Source organism: Yoonia litorea (genome assembly GCF_900114675.1).
GTDB classification, from domain to species: domain Bacteria; phylum Pseudomonadota; class Alphaproteobacteria; order Rhodobacterales; family Rhodobacteraceae; genus Yoonia; species Yoonia litorea.
The window spans coordinates 429,989-445,512 of sequence record NZ_FOZM01000002.1; the positions used below are offsets into that span (position 1 = coordinate 429,989).

Consider the following 15,524-nt stretch of genomic DNA (forward strand, 5'->3'; position numbering starts at 1 on the left):
TCGCGTTTCCGACCACCTTACATCAGGTTCCGCACACCCTTCCGCACACCTTTGGGTGTGTTGGCAATTTCTTCAATTAAATCAGTAAGGCTGGTGACCCCGGCAGGATTCGAACCTGCAACCTGCCCCTTAGGAGGGGGCTGCTCTATCCAGTTGAGCCACGGGGCCTTCTTGAGGGTTAGTGCCTGCCTTTGTGACGCGGGTCAACGTCTACAGTCGGCTAGATTTCGTGAGCGCTACCAGCTAAGAAGGTAAAAAAGCTGAATGGAACCGACGACTTGACGAACCCCATTAACCGCCCGCTGACCTTGCGCGATGTCTCTGAAGCGTCAGGTGTCAGTGAAATGACTGTCAGCCGCGTACTCCGCAACAAAGGCGATGTAAGCGCGGCAACGCGGCAAAAAGTACAGGATGCAGCCAAGCGTCTCGGCTATGTTCCAAACAAGATCGCTGGCGCATTAGCATCACAGCGGGTCAATCTTGTTGCGGTGATCATCCCGTCACTTGGCAATATGGTATTCCCTGAAGTGCTCTCAGGTATCTCGCAGACCCTTGAGGGCACGGAATTGCAACCTGTCGTCGGCGTGACCGATTATTTGCCCGAAAAGGAAGAAACAGTTCTGTTCGAGATGCTGTCTTGGCGGCCCTCAGGCGTCATAATTGCGGGCCTGGAGCATTCGGAAGCCTCACAAGCGATGTTGAAAAGAGCGGGCATCCCTGTTGTCGAGATCATGGATACTGACGGCGAGCCGATCGACCACTGTGTCGGTATTTCGCACCGGCGTGCGGGTCGCAAGATGGCAGAGGAAATCATTGCCGCAGGCTACAAGCGAATAGGTTTCATGGGCACAAAAATGCCCTTGGACCACCGTGCGCGTAAACGGTTCGAAGGGTTCACACGGACACTTGCCAAAGCCGGGATCGAAATTGCCGATCAGGAATTCTATTCCGGCGGCTCCGCCTTGGCCAAGGGGCGCGAGATGACGGCAAAAATGATCGAACGGACACCCGACCTCGATTTTCTCTATTATTCAAACGATATGATCGGTGCTGGCGGGATGCTCTATCTGCTTGAACAGGGCATCGACATACCAGGGCGCGTTGGCATTGCAGCATTCAACGGCGTCGAACTGCTGGACGGATTGCCACGACAGCTGGCCACGATGGATGCGTGCAGACGTGAAATCGGCATCAAGGCAGCAGAAATGATTGCCGCGTTGAACAAGGGTGAGGCTGTTGCCGACGGACCCGTGATCACGCTCGAGCCGACGCTTGCCCACGGCGATACTTTGCGGCGCTAAGAAAGCTACAGGGACAGCGCGCTTAGATCATCCGTATGACGTCTTTGTCGATTGCAAGAACATATCCCTTGCGGGCGATGTTCTTGACCAGAAGTTCACTCATCATCTGATTGCCGAGTGTGTCGCGCAGGCGCTTGATCCGTGTTGCACCAGCGGCTTCTTCACAGTCCGCCGCGCTGCGGCCGGAAATGACAGCCTCAATCTCTGCACCAGTCAGAACTTCATCATCCATCCGCGCTTCTGCAAGGACCGAGATCGTCTCGATTGCCGCGTCCGTCAGCTTGAATTCGAAGTCGTTGAGATAGACGGCCTTCTGATCACGGCTGATTGTAAGCGAGTTCACCTCGATGCCCTGGCGTTCAATTCGGCTCATCCGCCGGTTCAATGCAATGAGCATGACGAGAAAAGCGACGGCCGCAATCAGTAGAGCTGTGGCAAACACCAGCAGCACAAAAATCACAAACCTGTAGGACGCCAGCGTATCAGAGAAAGCGGTGCCTGACCCTGCAAGGATTTCGAGCAGTTTGATCTCTGCATTACTTGTCAGGTTGTCATTCTCGACAAAGAGCTGCTCAACCCTCGCGTTGAAGGCGTTTGCATCTGGCAGGTTGATGAATAGCAGGACTGCCGCAATCGCCAGAATGGTGACGATTGCCGCAATGCCTGCGACAACGATCTTGTTTCCGATTTCGCGCGCTTCAGAAGCGGAGGAAGTATTCACCTGCGCTATCCTTTCTCTCATCGAGTCCACTGTCGTCGAATACACCTAATACGTTGAGGAGCTGCCAACCATTGCTGGTCAGTGTTTCCTCAAGCTGTTGTTCAGCAGAAGAGACTGAACAATCGCCGCGCACTTCGGTCACCCCATAATGCAGTCTGAGGGGATCATCGCGCTTGGCTTTGTAGTCGGCATAGCACTCTGCCTGCGCAACGCCAGCAGAAAGCATCAAGACCATGAGAGAGAAAGAAAGCTGTTTCATGCCACGATATTTGCTCCGCCGTCATCTGCTATTCAATAACGCCTGATAATACCGCGGCTGCCATCGCATAACCATCCCCCGATATTGCCTGGCAAGGGTCGGAGCCTTCAATTTCGTCGAAAGCACCCGCGACGGGTGTACCGATTGACCGATTGGAGGAATGAGAAATGTGGAACAAAATAACAGCAGCAATCACGGCAATGTCCTTCAGTCTTGCAACTGTCGTTCCAGCATCTGCCGAAGGTTTTGATCGTGAGGATATTGGCAAACTGTTGCTTGGTCTTGCCGCAATCGCCGCCGTGAACGCGGCCATCGAAAACAATCAGCGTCGCGAAGACCGAACTCAAGCAGATGAGCGGACGTCTCGCTCAGCGAACTCTGGCAGACATGATTGGGCAGACCTCAACCGTCCGCGGCCACGGGGCGAGCGTCATGCGGATGTTTTGCCTTCACAGTGCCTAAGGACTGTTGAAACCCGTTTTGGAAACCTGCGCCTGTTTGGGCAGCGTTGCTTGGAACGCAACTACCGTTTCGCAGAACGCCTGCCTCAACGATGCGAAGTGCGCGTCTACTCAGATCACGGTCCGCGCTCTGGCTATGATCCGTTCTGCCTGCGTGAGCACGGTTATCGCACCAACAGGCGCCATTAAGCGCGTCTTTTCGCGCGGCTGCTTGCCCCAGTTGCCGCGCCACTTCGGGGGGAGTGATGCCGGAAAGCCGCCGAGCAGGGCGCATGGCATCTACCCGAGCAGGGGCAGAGAGGTTGGACATGGCTCTCTGCCCCTTTTTTCTTGCATCTCTCTCCGTGCTTCTGTTCAGAGAAGTCATGTCAAAGCCTGACTTCAGTTTTGAGGACGCTGCTCATCGCCGGGGCCTATCTTGCGTTGCAGGCGTGGATGAGGTGGGGCGGGGCCCCTTGGCCGGTCCGGTTGTTGCGGCTGCAGTGGTCCTTGATCCTGCCAACATTCCCGACGGTTTGAACGACAGTAAGAAGCTGTCTGCCAAGAGGCGGGCCAGCCTTTATGCGCAGCTCATGGAGTGCGCCGATGTCTCTATCGCGCAGGCGACTGTCTCAGAGATTGATGAGTATAACATCTTGCGTGCCTCCCATATTGCCATGGTGCGTGCTGTCGCTGGCCTCAAGTTGGTGCCTGATCACGTCCTGATTGACGGCAATATGGTCCCGCGCGATCTGACAACAGCCTGCGAGACAATTGTGAAAGGTGACGCACGTTCGCTCTCGATTGCGGCGGCTTCTGTTGTCGCAAAACTGTGGCGGGATGAACACATGGTGGCGTTGGCGCAACAGTACCCTCACTACGGCTGGGAAAAGAACGCCGGATACCCAACAACCCAGCATAAATTGGGCCTTCAAGAGTTTGGTGTCAGCCCACATCATAGACGTTCATTTAAGCCCGTACACAATATCTTGTATCAAGACAAAAACGTAAGTCACTGATTCAATAAAGTTTTTGACAGCGAATCCTCTCTGACTCAAATTAGACGAAGCAAAAGAGCGGGACACCCGCCGGGCTTAGAGGCAAGTTATGACGATCAAAACAAAGACGAAGAGTGCGCAAGCGCTCCCGCTGAACACGATTCTTGATGGCGATTGCATCGAGGTGATGAACAGTCTTCCGGCTGGTTCTGTGGACCTGATCTTCGCTGATCCCCCTTACAATCTGCAGCTCAAGGGTGACCTGCACCGTCCAGACAATTCCAAGGTGGATGCGGTCGATGACGCGTGGGACCAGTTCGACAGCTTCAAAGTCTATGACCAGTTCACAAGGGCCTGGCTGAAAGCCGCGCGTCGCCTTTTGAAACCGAATGGCGCAATTTGGGTGATCGGGAGCTATCACAATGTCTTCCGCATGGGCGCGGAACTGCAAAACCAGGGCTTCTGGATTCTCAATGATGTGGTGTGGCGCAAGTCAAATCCCATGCCAAACTTCCGCGGCAAACGCTTTACCAACGCCCATGAGACCATGATCTGGGCTTCCAAAGAAGAAGCGAGCAAATACACATTCAACTATGAGGCCCTGAAGGCTTTGAACGAAGGCGTACAGATGCGCTCGGATTGGGTTCTGCCAATTTGCACCGGACATGAGCGCCTGAAGGACGAGAATGGTGAGAAGGCCCATCCGACCCAGAAGCCGCAATCGCTTTTGCATCGCGTTCTGGTGGCGACGACCAATCCCGGTGATGTGATCCTGGATCCGTTCTTTGGCACGGGCACCACAGGTGCGGTTGCCAAGATGCTTGGCCGTGACTTCATCGGCATTGAGCGCGAAGAAAGCTACCGAAAGGTAGCCGAAAAGCGGATCAAGAATACCCGCAAGTTCGACAAAGAGGCGCTGGAAGTTTCAACATCGAAGCGGGCCGAGCCACGTGTTGCATTTGGTGTTCTTGTCGAGCGTGGGTTGCTGCGCCCCGGCGAAGAACTCTGGAGTATGAACGGTCGTCACAAAGCAAAGGTCCGTGCCGATGGCACGTTGATCGGCGATGACATCAAAGGATCAATCCATCAGGTCGGCGCGCATCTGGAAGGTGCGCCAAGCTGTAACGGCTGGACCTATTGGCAATTTAAACGCGACGGGCAGAAAGTGCCTATTGATCTGCTGCGCCAGCAGATCCGCTCAGAGATGGCAAAGCACTAACCAGCGCTGATCTTCGCAAACGTTGACGGAACTATCCCGGATTGGTCTGGCGGGCCAAAGGGTACCATGCGTCATCGGAAGAACCAGCGAGTGCTTAACCAACGTTGATACCGCCGGTGCCTGCGGCACTCGTTTCCAAGGTGGGGGCGACCGTATGCACTAACTTTCAAACCCCGCTATCCTGTGTGATAGCGGGGCTTTTTCTTTGCCGGTTCAGCCCATCAATTGACCGGCTTCGGGAACCCACTGGAACTCGGCATCGCCGGCGCCAGTGTCCACATAGCCGACAGCCGGGAAGGGCATGTGATAGCCGATTGCCGGGATACGATCCGCAGCGATCATGCCAAGGACATTTCGACGGCTGGCTGCGGCCGCTTCCTTGTCAGCATCAAAACGCACCTCCCAACTCGGGCGGGCAAGTGACCAAACTGGATGGTTGGCGAGGTCTGCAAAAATCACAAGACCTTCGCCAGCACTATCGAGACGATAGACCATGTGACCGGGTGTGTGCCCGAAAGCGGCCATTCCGGTGATCCCTGATACGACATCATTGCCGTCGCCGATGAACGTCATCTGATCGGCAAGCGGTCGGACATTCATGTCGAAACCCTCGTTTCCGGCGGCCGCCCAATGATCATATTCAGCCTGACCGGTTACGTAGCGGGCGTTCGAAAAGGTCGGTGCGCCATCATTCATCAAACCGCCGATGTGGTCCCCGTGCATGTGTGTCAGAACCACGACGTCGATCTGGTCTGCGCTGTATCCTGCCGCTTCCAAAGCGCCGGTGGTCCCACCGGCATTCAGTCCAGTATCGAAAAGCACAAGTTCCGATCCGGTGTTCACGACAGTGGGTGTGAAGAAGAATTGTGTCGCCTCAGGAGAGAGAAAATTCGCGCGGCTCACCTCAGCGAACTCTTCTTCCGAGACATTCATGCCGAAAATACCCTGAGGATTATCACGGGGTGCACTTCCGCCGAGAATTGTCGTCACTTCAAAATCACCGATCATGAAACGGCGGTGCTGCGCAAAGCTCTGCCCGAGCATTGGTGCCTCGGCTTTGGCCGATGTGGCAGCCAGTCCAGCCACAGGCATTGCCGCCCCGGCCTTCAGTAGTGTGCGTCGTGTCAATTTCGTCATGTCCACTCCTTTCAAGGTCATGCCGCAGCATGTGTCTGGAAGAGGACATAGCTTGATTGCGCCGGTCGCCAATCACGGGCGCGCCATCAAACCCGATACCTTAGCGCGGCAAGGGGTTGGTAGCCCGTTTGTAAGGCGTCCAATCCTTGATTTCAGGATAGAACCGCGCGCGCCATTCTTTTACGCGCGGATTCATCACCTTCTTCCAGAGTGGCGGGAAAAGCGCGATCCATGTCATGACTGGATAGCCAAGCGGCAGCTGTGGCGCTTCGTCTTCAGCATATGTCTGCAAAAGTGGAAAACGGCGGTTTGGCTTATAATGATGATCCGAATGTCGTTGCAGGTTGATGAGAAGCCAATTTGATGCCTTCTGAGAGGCGTTCCACGAGTGCCGCGGTTTGACATGTTCGTATTTGCCATCTCCGAGGTGCTTTCTCGTCAGACCGTAGTGTTCGACGTAGTTGACGAGTTCCAGCTGAAAGATCGCCCAGAATGCTTGTGTTGCGAATAAGAACACGCCCCACCAGCCCCCAATCGCGGCGGCAAGCACGAGAAATCCCGCTTGCATACCAAGATACAACCAGAATGGATTGCTGCGGTGCAGGCTGCTCAGACCCTTTCGTGCCAACATTGCACTTTCGGCGCGGAATGCAGAAATCGGTTGCGTCCACAAGACCCGAAGAAAGAAGCGATAGAAGTTTTCGCCGAACCGCGCTGTGACAGGGTCGCGCGGAGTGCCGACATAGCGATGATGCACATGCAGATGCTCTGAGCGGAAATGACCGTAGAGGACGGATGTCATCAGAATGTCCGCAAGCCAACGCTCAAGCTTTGGTTTCTGATGCATCAACTCATGCGCATAGACGATACCTACCGTCCCCGACAGAATGCCTAACCCTGCAAACAACGCCCATTCTTCGAGACGCGACAGGTGTCCGGAGTTCGAGACGTAGAAAAGGATACCGAAGATCGTCATCAACTGCAGTGGTGCCCAGAGGATCGTAATCAGCCGATACCAGAATAACTGAGCGTCCGGCGTCTCGGTGTCCTGGTTCTCAAACGCGCGACCAACGATGGCGTCGAGTGTGCTGAACAGCAGCCAAGTTGACATCGGCAACAATGCGATCGTCCATCCACCATAGACTGCGGCGACAATCGCAATTGGGATCAGCCCAAGCGAGAGCCAGAATGGTGCCGCCGTGCTAAATCGCGCAATGCTCGGAGTGCCGGGAAGGGCTGTCATTTTGGGGTCCTCTCGCAGTTACCACATTTTATCAGCGGTCAGCGGGCGGACTCAATTGTCTCGTAACGTCGCATCTACAAGATCGAACACCTTCCGCATCGCTGTGGGAAGCGACGCTGGCGAAAATGTGGACGCTGGCACGAAGTCGCCGCGCATCGGCACGGCGTCAGTCGCGACTCTTGCGTACTGGATCGACAAACGCAGGTGAAAGTGTGTGAATGTATGGCGCGCCTCTTCGGAAAGCGTTTTCCAGTCTGCGATCAGCGGTGGATCGGCTTGGGGCGCATCGGTCCACTCTGTTGTCGGCCAGCCCAGCATGCCTCCTAACAATCCTGTCTCGGGGCGAGTTTCCAGCAGCCAAGCCCCGTCTTCGCGTTGTGCGACATACGCTATACCAAAGCGCGTCGGTGTCTTCTTTTTGGGCGTCTTTTTCGGAAGCATTGCTGCAGTTCCAGCGGCACGCGCCTTGCAGGGCTCCCGCCAAGGGCAGATGCCGCACGCCGGACTTCGCGGTGTGCAGATTGTCGCGCCAAGATCCATGACAGCTTGAGCATAGTCGCCCGGACGGGTGTTCGGTGTCAGATCGCTGGCGAGCTGGGTCAATTGTGGCTTGGACGCTGGTAAAGGTGTGTGAATGTCGTGCATTCGCGCCATTACACGTTCGACATTGCCGTCAACGACGGTTTCGGCGCGGTCAAAGGCAATCGCTGCCACCGCCGCTGCTGTGTAGGGTCCGACGCCCGGCAGTGTCAAAAGCCCCTCGTAGGTGTCTGGAAACGCACCGCCCCAATCAGACACGACGGTACGCGCGCATTTCAGAAGATTGCGAGCGCGGGCGTAGTAGCCCAAACCTGCCCATGCGGCCATGACGGCCGCATCATCTGCAGCAGCTAGATCTTGGACCGTTGGCCAAATTGATAGGAAATTCCGATGGTAATCGCGCACAGCGGCAACCGTCGTCTGTTGCAACATGACCTCAGATAGCCAGACAGCATATGGATCGGGTTTGATGCCTGCCTTCCGGTCCTGCGGACCGACACGCCAGGGCATGACACGGGCATGTCGGTCATACCATTCCAGAAGGTCGGCACTCAGGTCACGCAATCTTTATTACCCTTTCAAGCTCGCCCGCTGACTTGGCGTGGCCGTTTGCTTAGAGTAGGGCTTAGACATGAAAGCGCCACGCCATTCCAGCACCACGCGCGGATTTTCCCGCGCGTCGACGTTGATGCAAGACCGCATTCGCAAGGCGAGCGAAGAGCGGGGTTTTGCTGTGTCCCGCCTTCTTACGCATTGGGCAGAAGTTGTTGGCAGCGCAGTTGCCGATGTAGCGACCCCTGTAAACGTGACCTACAGCAAGGGAGGCATGGGCGCGACTTTGACCCTTCTGACCACCGGATCGCACGCGCCCATGGTCGAAATGCAAAAAGAGCAGATTCGCGAGAAGGTAAACGCCTGCTATGGCTACCGCGCTATTTCGCGCGTCCGTATCACGCAAACGGCCCCTACAGGTTTTTCGGACGGTCACGTTACGTTCAAACCCGCGGTAAAGCGGCAAAAAGCCCCGAGTGAGGCGATGCAATTGCAGGCGAAAGACTTATCTAGGGGCGTAGAAAGCGATGCGCTACGCGCGGCGCTTATCGCACTGGGTGCGAACGTATTGAACAAGAGAAACTGAACTCTGATCAGAGGTAGATGATGAAACGCAGAACTCTTTTGGCCGCCGGTGGTGGCGCCTTGGTTGCACTTGGTGCTGGTTGGACAATCACACGTCCCGACCCGGCCAGTGGTTTGCTACCAGGCGCAGCGATGGCGCAGTCCGCCGATGCAGAGGCTCCGGTCGTTGTGGAAATGGTGTTGGGCGACCCCGATGCGCCGGTCGAAGTGATCGAGTATGCATCATACACCTGCCCGCACTGCGCCAGTTTCCACGCAAATCAGTTCAAGGAACTGAAGGCCAACTACATTGATACCGGCCGCGTCCGTTTTGTTTATCGCGAAGTCTATTTCGATCGTCCGGGTCTTTGGGCCTCGATGATTGCGCGCTGTGCCGATGATCAGAACTTCTTCTTTGCGTTCACAGACCTGCTTTACCAAGAGCAGCGCGCCTGGCTCGCGAGTGGTGATCCGTCAGGTATCATTGCTGATCTCCGCCGGCTTGCGAAGACTGCGGGCATGGAAGATGCGCAACTGGATGCTTGCCTGAGTGATGCTGCCAAGGCCGAAGCGCTTTTTGCATGGTATCAGGAAAATGCCGAGAACGATGGCGTGAACTCGACCCCATCCTTCGTGATTGACGGCGAGAAGTACTCGAACATGGCATACGAGGATTTCGCTGCTATTCTGGACGAGAAGCTCGGCTAATCCGGCCGTTCGCAACGTCCAAGAGTTGAATATGCAGCCTCTTGCGGGCCTGAAGGTAATCGAATTGGCGCGGGTCCTCGCGGGCCCGCTTGCCGGTCAGACACTCGCTGATCTTGGTGCAGAAGTCATCAAGATCGAAAGCCCCGGGGGCGACGATACCCGTCAGTGGGGGCCGCCATTCATTAAACATGACGGGGCTGAAAGCGCGGCTTACTTTCATTGCTGCAACCGTGGCAAAAAGTCAGTCGTGATCGACTTCCGGACCCCAAAAGGGCAGGCGCAGGTGCGTGATCTGGTCGCTGATGCCGATATTCTAATCGAAAATTTCAAGGTCGGCGGATTGGCGAAGTATGGTCTCGATTATGCGTCATTGGCGAGGCTCAATCCGCGTTTGATTTACTGTTCCGTGACGGGGTTTGGACAAACCGGCCCTTATGCAAAACGTGCAGGCTATGACTACATCATTCAGGGTATGTCTGGCTTGATGTCAGTCACTGGAGATCCGGACGGACAACCGCAAAAGGTTGGCGTTGCCGTCACGGACATCTTCACCGGAATCTATGCCTGTACCGGTATTCTTGCCGCCGTGCACCAGCGCGCAATCACCGGCCGCGGTCAACAGATCGATATGGCGCTATTTGACGTCGCAACTGCGGTTATGGCCAATCAGGCAATGAATTACCTAGCAACAGGTGAGGCACCGCGACGCCTCGGGAATGCGCATCCCAATATCGTTCCCTATCAGGTTTTTGATTGCGCCGACGGCCATATTATCGTGGCGAGTGGCAACGATCGACAGTATCGCCAATTCTGCCAATTGCTTGGGGTCGATCATCTGGCGCTGCATGAAGACTACGCAACAAATGCGGCGCGCTTGCAGAACAGAGACACGCTCACGGGGCTGCTGACGGAACAGACAAGGCGGCGGACCAAATCGGACCTTCTGGCCGCTTGCGAAGCGCATGGCGTGCCTGCTGGACCGATCAATGATTTGTCAGAGACCTTTGCTGATCCGCAAATCGTTGCACGCGGTATGCAGATTGATCTTGATGGCGTTCCTTCGGTGCGTCTTCCCATTACCTTTTCGGACGGTGAATTGGAGACCCCGAAACCTTCGCCAAGATTGGGCCAAGATCAGGATTTGCTCGGCTAAAGTCCAAGCTTGTCGAAGGCTGCATCCACCGGCGACCAATCCGCCAGTTGTAATCTGACAGGCAGTGTCAAAACTTTCATTCGAAAACTTTCCGGCAGGCGAACGGCATCTTTTTCTGTGGTCACAAGCTGTGCCAGTTTCGCCTGAGCTTCGATTTCAAGGCGTTTCATCAGGGCATCCGTCAAAGGCTGGTGATCGCCCAATGCTTCAGCACGGACGACGGTCGCACCCATGTCGCGCAAGGTGATAAAGAACTTTTCAGGGTGGCCGATGCCTGCGAAGGCCAGCAGCTTCAGGTCGCGCCACGGCATTCCGGTCGGCAGAGGTGCGAGGTGGCCTTGAAGATGTGGCAAGTCGGTTTGCCATTCTGCAAAAAACCGGTCCTGTGCGTCGGGTGGTCCTATGGTCAGCAGCAGATCAGCACGGGCTAGCCCTCGGGTAACCGTCTCTCTCAATGGGCCTGCAGGGATGACACGGCCATTGCCGAAACCCCGCAAGGCATCAACGACGACGATAGACAGATCTTTGCCCACGTCTGGGTTCTGAAACCCATCGTCGAAGATCACGACATCCGCGCCTGCTGCTTCGGCAGCCTTCACGCCGGCCACGCGATCCTTTGCCACCCATGTCGGCGCAAATGCAGCAAGCAGCAGTGGTTCATCACCGGTTTGATCGGCTTTGTGGGCACGCTCATCAACGCGGGTAGGCCCCTGCAAGGTGCCCCCATAGCCGCGCGAGACGACGTGAGGCGTATGTCCACGCGCAATGAGCCGTTCAATCAGGGCAATTGCCGTCGGTGTCTTTCCTGTGCCGCCAGCATTGAGATTGCCCACGCAGATGACTGGAACGGATGCCTTGTATTTTGGCGGCTGGGCCACCCGTCTGGCAGTCGCAGCCCCGTAAAGAGCGCCAAGCGGTGCCAAAAGACGCGCTTGCCATGCGGGTTTCTCCGGTGGCGTGAACCAATACGGTGGTGCGCGCATCAGACTGCCAATTCTTCAAGGCGCAACTGGATGTAAGTTGCGATCCGGTTGGTCACGTTGGCGCCCTGCGTGACAACATCCCAGGCAGTGTGAGCCTGTGCTGCAGCCTTGTCAGGTGACAACAGCATCTCAATCGCTGGACCCAGATCATCTGCAGCCCTGATCAGGACTGCACCCCCAGCAGCATTCAGGCGGTTCGCATTCTTTTGATATGGCGCCACCTGCGGCCCATAGACGACCGCGGAACCAAGTGTCGTGGCTTCGAATGGGTCGCTGCAGCCTGTGCCTTGCAGAGTGCCGCCGATGTAGCTGACTGGGGCAATTCGATACCACAGTCCCAGCTCTTCTTCGGTATCTACAAGATAGATTTGTGTCGCGTCATTAAGCTGGTCAACTTCGGACCGGAGCGCGACGTTCATTCCCGCCGCTTTGAAAGCATTGTGCAGGGGCTCCGTATGCTGTTGCAGGCGAGGAACAGCGATCATGACCAACCTGTGTGCGCGTCTACTGGCCTCGCGCTGGGCGTGTGCCAGCGCCAGTGCTTCGTCAGGGTGAGCATTTGCGGCCAGCCAAACGGGTCTGGTGCCCAGAATTTGCAAGACCTCTGATCGTTCGGTTTCACTATAGGGCAGCACCGGTCCGCAGTCTTCCATTGCGCCGGTGACAATCGTCGAGTCCTTGTTTGCGCCGGCGCGAACAAGTTTTTCGGCATTGGCATGATCGAGTGCCAGAATTGCTTCGAATTGCGTAAGCAGTGAGCGTAGAGCGCCAGGCACCCAGCGGCCGACGATCTTGTCCAGCCCCTCAGCTGTCGCGTCGACCATCATGTTGCGCACCCCTGCATCCCGAAGTTCAGCCAAAAGTCTGGTATCAAGATCGCCCCCGACCCAAATGGACATTTTGGGCCGCCAGTAATCGAGAAACTCCTTCGTCTCGGCGCGCCCAACCGGTTGTGGTAATGCACGATGCGCATCCCGACGCGTCAGTTCCGGCACAGTCGTCACCAGATGCAGGGGATCGCCTTCAAGGGTCAATTTTCTGTTGAGAGACGAGACCGCGTTCAACTGGTCACGGCTGCTGCACCGCACCCATAAGACTGTTCCGTCAGGGCGAGGAGGTGGCGCGACCGTCCCCGTCGGACGGTGTTGTGCCCCCAGTCCCGCCAGATATGCAGCAATGGTGAGCGAACTCGCCATCTATCTTGCCTTAGTTGTCCAGCTCTTCCGTTGGCGAGGCTTCGGTTTCTTCGTCCCGAAGCCGGTGGATGTGTGCGATGTAGTAGCGCATATGCGCATTATCGACGGTCCGCTGTGCTGCGGCCTTCCAGGCATTGTAGGCAGCATCGTAATTTGGAAACATCCCGACAATGTCGATCGCGTCAACATCCTTGAATGCGTTCTTGCTTGGATCGATGAGTTCGCCACCAAAAACGAGGTGAAGCCGCTGTGTCATTGTGAAACCTTTTATGGCTATGAGTTTGGAAGGCAGTCTATGATTTCGTCTGACCTGTCTCAAGGCGTGAGATCAACTCTGAATGGAGCGATTGCGCGCCCACAATCACACCCGGAACTTGTGGATGACGATTATTGAAGCGCAGCTCCGCGCCGAATTGATCGCTGACGGTTGCACCTGCTTCGGCGGCGATGAGCGCACCTGCTGCGATATCCCATTCCCAGCTTGGTCGCAGCGTGATCATTCCGTCAAAACGGCCCTCTGCGACAAGGCAAAGGCGGTACGCCAGAGATGATCGAAACGCCCTTTTTACTGGTGGTGGCGTGCCACCGACCCAGAAACGCGCGTCAAAATTGGGCTTGGCACCGAGCAGGGTCGCCGAAGAAATAGCGTCCAGTCCGGCAATTTCTATGGCAAATCCGTTGACCTCTGCACCTTGACCAAGCTGTGCAGTGAACATCAGATCTCGCATCGGCAAGTAGACTGCGGCGGCAATCGGTCTGCCGTTTTCGACGACGGCAAGCGAATGCGCCCAGTCCTTGGTACCATTGATGAACGCCCGTGTGCCGTCGATTGGATCAATGATGAACAGCCGCTGCTGTTCCAACCTGACGGCGGTATCTTCCGACTCCTCTGACAGCCAACCATAGTCGGGGCGCGCGGCGCGCAACTCCGCTTCCAGCATCCTGTTCACCGCCAGGTCGGCGACGGTAACGGGACCTGCGCCGTCAGGCTTGTCGGTGACATCAGGGTCGCGCTGGAAATAGCTCTTGGCAATTTGGCCTGCTTCGCGTGCCGCCGCCGCCAAGAGTGCGACGTCACTCTCCGGCAAGCGTCAATCCCTCGACCAGCAATGACGGAACCACACGCGACAGATGCTGTTGCGCATCGTTCGCCGGTATGAGTGTTTTCAGCATGTTGCGAAGGTTGCCTGCAACCGTGCACTCATTGACGGGATAGGCGATCTCGCCGTTCTCGACCCAGAACCCCGCAGCACCACGCGAATAGTCGCCGGTGTTGGGATTAATGGTTGAGCCAATCATCGACGTGACCAAGAGGCCAGTGCCCATTTCGCGGATCAACGCGTCGCGCGTTTTCATACCCCCTGTCACCGTGACATTTGTGAGGCTTGGCGACGGTGGTGCGCTGGTGCCCCTTGCCGCGTTGGCGGTGCTTTCCATGCCCAATTTGCGTGCGGTCGCAAGATCAAGGGTCCACCCTTTGAGCACGCCGTTCTCGACAATCGCGCGTTCACTTGTTGGAAGACCTTCGGCATCAAAGAGACGCGAACCCGTGACACGCGAACGGTGAGGCTGCTCTACGATGGACATGCTGGCAGGAAGGACCTGTTCACCGATCGCATCGCGCAACCAGCTTGACCCGCGAGCAATCATCATGCCGTTGGTGGCTTGCATCAGATGTCCAATCAGGGAGTTTGCGATCCGCTCATCGAACAGGACCGGATACGCTCCTGTCTTTGGACGTCTGGCGCCCATCCTTTCGGCAGCGCGCGCAGCTGCGCGTGTGCCGATCTCTTCTGCATCACGCAGATCAGACTGAAAGACGCGGCTATCGTAGTCATAGTCGCGTTCCATCCCTGTGCCGGTACCGCTGATCGCCACACAGGACAGGCCGCGATCAGACCGTGCATATCCGGCGGAAAAACCATTCGTTGCGGCCAAATGGATCCGGCGGCGGGAATATCCTGCCGAAGCCGACTGAACCTGACTGACGTCTTTGTTTCGTAAGGCAGCTGCTTCTGCACGAAGCGCATCTTCTTGCAGCGCCGCAGGGTCGGGTTCGTCACTTGGATCGTAGAGTTCAAGCCGCTCCGTTGCGGTATCTTTGGCAAGCTGATCTGCGCTTGCCAGTCCTGCGTGGGGATCGTCTGGCGCTTCTTTGGCCATGGCCACGGCACGCTCCGCCATTTGTGCAAGCGTTTCAGGCTTTGTGTCAGAGGCGGAAACACACGCTTGGCGTTGACCGACAAGCACGCGAAGTCCGATTTCGACACCTTCTGACCGTTCGGCATGTTCCAATGCACCCGCGCGAACAGTGATCGACTGAGAGGTTCCATTAACTGCAATCGCGTCGGCAGCATCAGCGCCTGCTTTACGTGCTGCGTCGAGGATTTGCGCGGAAAGTTCAGAGAGTGATTGTGTCATCTGGCGTCCTTTTCTTGGCAAAGACCTAGTGTGGCCCGGGTCGGGCCGCAAGGTCGGACGCCAGAAACGCGAAAGGCGCGAGCAAATGT

Annotated in this window: 17 protein-coding genes and 1 tRNA gene; 7 read left to right on the forward strand and 11 right to left on the reverse strand. The window is 56.4% G+C overall.

The features are described 5' to 3' along the window. Positions 1-91: 91 nt before the first annotated feature. Positions 92-168: transfer RNA gene (locus BM316_RS12245), tRNA-Arg, on the reverse strand. 110 nt (positions 169-278) lie between these two features. On the opposite strand from BM316_RS12245, the gene BM316_RS12250 reads away from it, so the two are divergent. Next, positions 279-1,301 carry a LacI family DNA-binding transcriptional regulator gene (locus BM316_RS12250; RefSeq protein ID WP_090208904.1) on the forward strand — a complete coding sequence of 341 codons (1,023 nt, stop codon included), beginning with the start codon at positions 279-281 and terminating at the stop codon, positions 1,299-1,301. Between the two features lie 22 nt (positions 1,302-1,323). On the opposite strand, the gene BM316_RS12255 is transcribed toward BM316_RS12250, so the two are convergent. Continuing rightward, the gene (locus BM316_RS12255; protein WP_207493694.1) at positions 1,324-2,043 is read right to left on the reverse strand and encodes a winged helix-turn-helix domain-containing protein; all 720 of its coding nucleotides are present in this window, start codon (positions 2,041-2,043) and stop codon (positions 1,324-1,326) included. Further along, the gene (locus tag BM316_RS12260) at positions 2,000-2,281 is read right to left on the reverse strand and encodes a hypothetical protein (RefSeq protein WP_090208908.1); all 282 of its coding nucleotides are present in this window, start codon (positions 2,279-2,281) and stop codon (positions 2,000-2,002) included. Before BM316_RS12260 ends, BM316_RS12255 begins: the two co-directional genes overlap by 44 nt. Positions 2,282-2,448: 167 nt before the next feature. Between BM316_RS12260 and BM316_RS12265 the strand changes: the two genes are divergently transcribed. The 3 genes from BM316_RS12265 (at position 2,449) to BM316_RS12275 (ending at position 4,938) form a co-directional block, all read left to right on the forward strand. Continuing rightward, a complete protein-coding gene (locus BM316_RS12265; RefSeq protein ID WP_090208911.1) occupies positions 2,449-2,931 on the forward strand; it encodes a hypothetical protein in 483 nt (160 codons plus the stop codon). Positions 2,932-3,107: 176 nt separating this feature from the next. Beyond that, a complete protein-coding gene (gene rnhB, locus BM316_RS12270; protein WP_090208914.1) occupies positions 3,108-3,740 on the forward strand; it encodes a ribonuclease HII in 633 nt (210 codons plus the stop codon). Positions 3,741-3,828: 88 nt separating this feature from the next. Next, positions 3,829-4,938, forward strand: coding sequence for a site-specific DNA-methyltransferase (locus tag BM316_RS12275; RefSeq protein ID WP_090208917.1), 1,110 nt, complete (start codon positions 3,829-3,831; stop codon positions 4,936-4,938). Between the two features lie 213 nt (positions 4,939-5,151). Here BM316_RS12275 and BM316_RS12280 read toward each other — a convergent pair whose 3' ends face one another. The 3 genes from BM316_RS12280 to mutY all read right to left on the reverse strand — a co-directional run bounded on the left by BM316_RS12280 (position 5,152) and on the right by mutY (position 8,422). Then, positions 5,152-6,075 carry an MBL fold metallo-hydrolase gene (locus BM316_RS12280; protein WP_090209485.1) on the reverse strand — a complete coding sequence of 308 codons (924 nt, stop codon included), beginning with the start codon at positions 6,073-6,075 and terminating at the stop codon, positions 5,152-5,154. Between the two features lie 100 nt (positions 6,076-6,175). Further along, a complete protein-coding gene (locus BM316_RS12285; RefSeq protein WP_090208919.1) occupies positions 6,176-7,318 on the reverse strand; it encodes an alkane 1-monooxygenase in 1,143 nt (380 codons plus the stop codon). Positions 7,319-7,369: 51 nt separating this feature from the next. After that, positions 7,370-8,422 (reverse strand): A/G-specific adenine glycosylase, encoded by a 1,053-nt coding sequence (gene mutY / locus BM316_RS12290; RefSeq protein WP_090208922.1) that lies wholly within the window; start codon positions 8,420-8,422, stop codon positions 7,370-7,372. A 67-nt stretch (positions 8,423-8,489) separates the two neighbouring features. On the opposite strand from mutY, the gene BM316_RS12295 reads away from it, so the two are divergent. The 3 genes from BM316_RS12295 to BM316_RS12305 are packed head-to-tail and all read left to right on the forward strand — an operon-like array spanning position 8,490 to position 10,835. Next, positions 8,490-8,996, forward strand: a complete 507-nt coding sequence (locus tag BM316_RS12295; protein WP_090208925.1) for a DUF721 domain-containing protein — start codon at positions 8,490-8,492, stop codon at positions 8,994-8,996. 20 nt (positions 8,997-9,016) lie between these two features. Beyond that, positions 9,017-9,682 (forward strand): DsbA family protein, encoded by a 666-nt coding sequence (locus BM316_RS12300; protein WP_090209488.1) that lies wholly within the window; start codon positions 9,017-9,019, stop codon positions 9,680-9,682. A gap of 31 nt (positions 9,683-9,713) precedes the next feature. Next, the gene (locus BM316_RS12305; protein WP_090208927.1) at positions 9,714-10,835 is read left to right on the forward strand and encodes a CaiB/BaiF CoA transferase family protein; all 1,122 of its coding nucleotides are present in this window, start codon (positions 9,714-9,716) and stop codon (positions 10,833-10,835) included. Here the strand turns inward: BM316_RS12305 and lpxK are convergent. Genes lpxK through BM316_RS12330 form a run of 5 tightly spaced genes read right to left on the reverse strand, consistent with a single transcriptional unit; the run spans position 10,832 to position 15,435 of the window. Then, on the reverse strand, positions 10,832-11,818 hold the full coding sequence (gene lpxK, locus BM316_RS12310) for a tetraacyldisaccharide 4'-kinase (RefSeq protein ID WP_090208930.1): 987 nt from the start codon (positions 11,816-11,818) through the stop codon (positions 10,832-10,834). The genes BM316_RS12305 and lpxK overlap by 4 nt on opposite strands. Further along, the gene (locus tag BM316_RS12315) at positions 11,818-13,014 is read right to left on the reverse strand and encodes a 3-deoxy-D-manno-octulosonic acid transferase (RefSeq protein WP_090208931.1); all 1,197 of its coding nucleotides are present in this window, start codon (positions 13,012-13,014) and stop codon (positions 11,818-11,820) included. The genes lpxK and BM316_RS12315 overlap by 1 nt, the downstream gene beginning before the upstream one ends. A gap of 10 nt (positions 13,015-13,024) precedes the next feature. Beyond that, positions 13,025-13,270, reverse strand: a complete 246-nt coding sequence (locus tag BM316_RS12320; protein WP_090208934.1) for a DUF4170 domain-containing protein — start codon at positions 13,268-13,270, stop codon at positions 13,025-13,027. A 37-nt stretch (positions 13,271-13,307) separates the two neighbouring features. Next, the gene (locus tag BM316_RS12325; protein WP_090208936.1) at positions 13,308-14,102 is read right to left on the reverse strand and encodes a 3'(2'),5'-bisphosphate nucleotidase CysQ; all 795 of its coding nucleotides are present in this window, start codon (positions 14,100-14,102) and stop codon (positions 13,308-13,310) included. Then, positions 14,089-15,435: a TldD/PmbA family protein gene (locus BM316_RS12330; protein ID WP_090208939.1), complete on the reverse strand. Its 1,347-nt coding sequence runs from the start codon at positions 15,433-15,435 to the stop codon at positions 14,089-14,091. The genes BM316_RS12325 and BM316_RS12330 overlap by 14 nt, the downstream gene beginning before the upstream one ends. Between the last annotated feature and the right edge of the window lie 89 nt (positions 15,436-15,524).

Excerpts from the sequence above, each read along its gene's own strand:
- BM316_RS12255 (WP_207493694.1), bottom strand. The coding sequence starts at position 2,043 with ATGAGAGAAAGGATAGCGCAGGTGAATACTTCCTCCGCTTCTGAAGCG.
- BM316_RS12260 (WP_090208908.1), bottom strand. The coding sequence starts at position 2,281 with ATGAAACAGCTTTCTTTCTCTCTCATGGTCTTGATGCTTTCTGCTGGC.
- BM316_RS12265 (WP_090208911.1), top strand. The coding sequence starts at position 2,449 with ATGTGGAACAAAATAACAGCAGCAATCACGGCAATGTCCTTCAGTCTT.
- rnhB (WP_090208914.1), top strand. The coding sequence starts at position 3,108 with ATGTCAAAGCCTGACTTCAGTTTTGAGGACGCTGCTCATCGCCGGGGC.
- BM316_RS12275 (WP_090208917.1), top strand. The coding sequence starts at position 3,829 with ATGACGATCAAAACAAAGACGAAGAGTGCGCAAGCGCTCCCGCTGAAC.
- BM316_RS12280 (WP_090209485.1), bottom strand. The coding sequence starts at position 6,075 with ATGACGAAATTGACACGACGCACACTACTGAAGGCCGGGGCGGCAATG.
- BM316_RS12285 (WP_090208919.1), bottom strand. The coding sequence starts at position 7,318 with ATGACAGCCCTTCCCGGCACTCCGAGCATTGCGCGATTTAGCACGGCG.
- BM316_RS12295 (WP_090208925.1), top strand. The coding sequence starts at position 8,490 with ATGAAAGCGCCACGCCATTCCAGCACCACGCGCGGATTTTCCCGCGCG.
- BM316_RS12300 (WP_090209488.1), top strand. The coding sequence starts at position 9,017 with ATGAAACGCAGAACTCTTTTGGCCGCCGGTGGTGGCGCCTTGGTTGCA.
- BM316_RS12305 (WP_090208927.1), top strand. The coding sequence starts at position 9,714 with ATGCAGCCTCTTGCGGGCCTGAAGGTAATCGAATTGGCGCGGGTCCTC.
- lpxK (WP_090208930.1), bottom strand. The coding sequence starts at position 11,818 with ATGCGCGCACCACCGTATTGGTTCACGCCACCGGAGAAACCCGCATGG.
- BM316_RS12315 (WP_090208931.1), bottom strand. The coding sequence starts at position 13,014 with ATGGCGAGTTCGCTCACCATTGCTGCATATCTGGCGGGACTGGGGGCA.
- BM316_RS12320 (WP_090208934.1), bottom strand. The coding sequence starts at position 13,270 with ATGACACAGCGGCTTCACCTCGTTTTTGGTGGCGAACTCATCGATCCA.
- BM316_RS12330 (WP_090208939.1), bottom strand. The coding sequence starts at position 15,435 with ATGACACAATCACTCTCTGAACTTTCCGCGCAAATCCTCGACGCAGCA.